General features: G+C 57.7%; 2 protein-coding genes. One reads left to right on the top strand and one right to left on the bottom strand.

Annotation, left to right across the window (positions count from 1 at the left end; translation table 11 throughout):
- The first annotated feature begins 201 nt into the window (after positions 1–201).
- The gene (locus WA354_RS10885; protein ID WP_472813034.1) at positions 202–1479 is read left to right on the top strand and encodes a tyrosine-type recombinase/integrase; all 1278 of its coding nucleotides are present in this window, start codon (positions 202–204) and stop codon (positions 1477–1479) included.
- A gap of 1463 nt (positions 1480–2942) precedes the next feature.
- On the opposite strand, the gene WA354_RS10880 is transcribed toward WA354_RS10885, so the two are convergent.
- Positions 2943–3774 (bottom strand): hypothetical protein (locus WA354_RS10880; RefSeq protein ID WP_472813033.1); only part of this gene is annotated, 832 nt, incomplete at its 5' end.

The raw sequence follows: 3774 nt of genomic DNA, 5'->3' as shown, positions 1-3774 counted from the left end.
CATCGCGTCTCTTCGTCAAAGTTGAGGCGCCTCAATACCTTCCCCGGAACCGGCCGACCGGGGAACCCCGGATTCAGCCGCTCGCTGATTTACAATCGATAGGTAAGCAGGAAAGAACTGAATGAGTTCATTTCTGGACACATTCTAAAAGACTTACACTTGTCACATAGGGTTTTGTACGACAGTTGTACGATAAATCCCATGAACGATCCCAGTGGCACTCCTCTCAAAGTAACCGTCAGCGTCTACACTCGACACGTCGAGACGTGCCCCCACAAGGGCAACCCCGTGTACCACGGCAGGGGTTGCAACTGCCCCAAGTGGCTCTATGTCTACGACGGCGCCCGCGATCGCAGAGTGTCGGCTAAAACAAGAAGCTGGGAGAAGGCGGAGGAACTCGCCGCCGAGCAGCGCGGCTGGCTCAATCCGGACAAGCAGAAGATCCGGAAGATGGAGGCTGATCGGATTCGCCGGGAGCAGGAAGCGGAGACAGAAAAGTCCGCCGTCCAGGCGGCCAGGATAACGCTCGAGGATGCTGTTGCCCGGTGGCTTCTCAGCCACAAGGATGCGTCCGAGGGAACCATCACGGCCTACACCTCATCGGCCAATCGGATCCGTGCCTGGTCGAAGAGAAAGCAGATTGTCCGCCTCGACGAGATCACACCGAACCTGCTCGATGAATGGCGCGGATTGTGGAAAAAGAATGCCGAGCATAGGGACGAGCGAATGGGATCGACCACCCAGTCCTCGTTCCTGGTGCGAATGAAGGCTTTCTTCAAATGGGCCACGAGCATCAAGCTGATTGAGGAGGATCCAGCCAAGAACTTAAGGCGCGTTCGGCCGCAGTACGCGGCCATTCAACCCCTGACGCCGAGGCAGTTCGAGAAGCTACTCCAGGCGATCGATCCGTTCTGCCAGTCTCAATCCGGAGAGGTGCGCGAGTGGGCCAGGGAGTTGCGGGCCCAATTTCTGCTGCAAAGGGCAACCGGAATGCGGTTGGTTGACTGCCTCGCTCTCCCCCGCGCCGCGGTGAGGGGAGATCGGCTTCTCACGCATACGGAGAAGACCGGCGCCAAAGTGGAACGTAGGCTTCCGGCCCGGGTGGTGGAGGCGCTGGCGGCCTTATCCCCGAAGCGGGAGCGATTCAAGTCGCGCTACTTCCTGTGGGGCGAGGGAATCACCAAACTGAAGACGCTCTCGTCCCGCTGGGGCAAGGTTATCGCGGAGATGAATCCCTTTCTGAACTTCAAGGACGAGCAGGGCAAGCCCTTCAGCTTCCACTCGCACCAGTTGCGAGATAGCTTCGCGATCGAGTTGTTGCTGGCCGGCTTCATGCTGGAGGATGTCAGCCGTCTGTTGACTCACACGAGCATCCAAACGACCGAAAAGCATTACGCTCCCTGGGTTAGGCGGCGCGAAGAGATGTTGCAGGCTCGACTGGAAGAGGCGCTGGACGGGATGGGGTTTGGCTTTTCCTGACCCGGCCCTTCGATTGCATCCTGGTATAGACCCGGAGCGCCACGCTCTCCGGGATACGCAGGGTGGTGTATCGCCGCTTGTGTAACTCCTCCGGGCGATCCGCGACCAGGATGCCAGGTTCTCGGGCAAACAGATCGCGGACAAACCGAGCCGAGAATCCCCACTTTTCGGCCAGCTGCTTCGGGGAATAGTGCTGTTCGAAGACGCTCAATTCTCGCCCCCACTAATGATCCTGCGCCCCTCGGCGCTGAGACCAAATCGGTGAAAGCCTTTTTTTACCTCACGAATCGCACGTAGGGAGAGTTCAAAGAAAGATGGTGTGGTGCTCATGGACCTCAGGTCCAGTTGCGCGGCTTGGATTCAGCCTATTCGCTTGGAGGGGCGTATCCTCACTCCACCGGCGGCGGGTTGCCCAAATCCACAACCAAACGTCGAAGCTTTCGCTCATTCCGGTCCACGCATCACGTCGAGCGACGTGACCGGCCTCCCGGCCGTCAGCAAACACCGCTGTGATCGTTGGATGGGGTGGGGAAACCTGAGGATTCAGAATCTTTCACGCACGCGCCAGGTCACCGGGGCCCCGCTCTGACCAACGTTGCCGATGGCCCTGCTATGTAAGATCGACTTGGACGCGGTCGAAATCGGGCGCCATTGTTCCTCTCCATTTCCGTGCCGCTTTCGCCGCGGCCAAACCCATCCCCGGTCAACTCATTGTGGATCTCTGGAATGAGGCGTCGGCCAATCGAACTCCATCGCGGGCGATCTCGCCCCGACGCCCGCTGAAACCCATGTTTGGCATGCTGGTGCGTTGGAATTTGCGTCCCTGTATTTTCCATTCGCCTTCGGCTTCGAAGTCGCACTGGTGGTTGCGTGCTGCGGGTATTGTTGACGCACTTCCAGAATCTGGCACTGACGCGCCAATTACCATCGGCACATGGCCTCAGATGAGACGGGATAAATCACGTATCCGGGTGAGGGAAGAGACATCAGGCGACGCAACAGGAGGCCCTTCCGGACTTCGCCCCCAACCATCCGCGCAGTGCTGCAGCGCTCTGGCAAGCGTATGCGGGTTAATTTGTAGTCGGCAGGAGGAGACGAATTGCTTCTTTGTAGGCTTCATGCACCGAAGCGCGACGCCAGCGACGACGTCGCTGCGCGCATTGTATGTCCAACCGGCTCTATCCGCCGGTGGCGGGTAGTGTATAGGACACTGCCCGGTGGCGAGCAAGATGGAATCGGGGAGATCTGAAAGCCGCGCGAGGTTCCCTGTGAGTGCGGGGATGCAATGTGGGAACTGATCAATCTTATGCAGGAACGTATACCCGAAAGAGACTGGGCTATTTGCTGCACCTTCTCATAGAGAAGGGACATCTACCGTCTCAAAAGGCTCACGAGGCCTCAAGGAACACGCTCTACCGCGACGCCTCGATGAACACCTCCTAATGGAGTGTCGAACCTCGAGCTCACTTTGGCAGCGTCCTCACACGCCATCCTGGGGACCAGGTAATCTGCGCCGAGCGCGAGCGGCGCTTCTGAACTGGTTTGCTGGCCGGTTGAGGTTGCTGGTCTTTATGGCGTTGGCCCAGGATTTTCTCAACTTCATGGAGCGCGTTGCTCCAAGTTGATTCGTTTGCACCGATCTGCCGCAGGACATTGCGTAGTCCCACAGATAACCTTTGGGAAGTGCCATCGCCGTGTGGTCCACAGTGGGCCTGGTTAATAAGTTTTGTGCGCTCGTCTCCGGTGGGGACACTACCCAAACCGAGATTCGGAGGCTCGGGTAACTCCCTCAACAGCACTCGAGTGGTGTCCGAGACAGCGATGAGCTCTGTAGGTTCTGTCACACCCAAAGGGCTTCCTCGCATTTCAAGAAACTCGAGAATGAACTGGGCAAGATCGCTGGGTCCCCTTTGTTGAGCGGTTGGTTGTGGTCTTGGAGGTAATTTTACCGGAATCTTGGGGGAGGCTTTACGTGCAGGGATCTCCTGCAGGATCGCCGGTCGCCGCGGCGACGCAGGTCCTGGAGTTTTAGGCTGTTGAACAAGAGGGGTCTGTTTCGACGGAACAGAAGCGCCTTTATCCTCCAGTGCGGGATCAAGATAGTAACGAAGTGTCGACTCACGGGTCTTAGTGTCTTCCGCCAAAGAGCGAATAGAGATTCCCTCGATCGATAGCAGGGCTTTCAAATGCTTCTTCCGCTCGGGTTTTGTCCAACCCTTGAACCCTTCTGCAAACTCTACGATGCGATGCCTCACCTCAGGTTTCGCCGCGGCTTTTTCATGAGCAGTTTTCGTC

The sequence above is a fragment of the Occallatibacter sp. genome, from assembly GCF_049802275.1.
Taxonomy (GTDB): domain Bacteria; phylum Acidobacteriota; class Terriglobia; order Terriglobales; family Acidobacteriaceae; genus Telmatobacter.
The sequence above is the reverse complement of the archived record's forward strand: the minus strand, read 5'-3'. Positions and strand labels throughout refer to the sequence as shown.

Bases quoted from the DNA above. Each gene is read 5' to 3' on its own strand.
- WA354_RS10885 (WP_472813034.1), top strand. From the start codon at position 202: ATGAACGATCCCAGTGGCACTCCTCTCAAAGTAACCGTCAGCGTCTAC.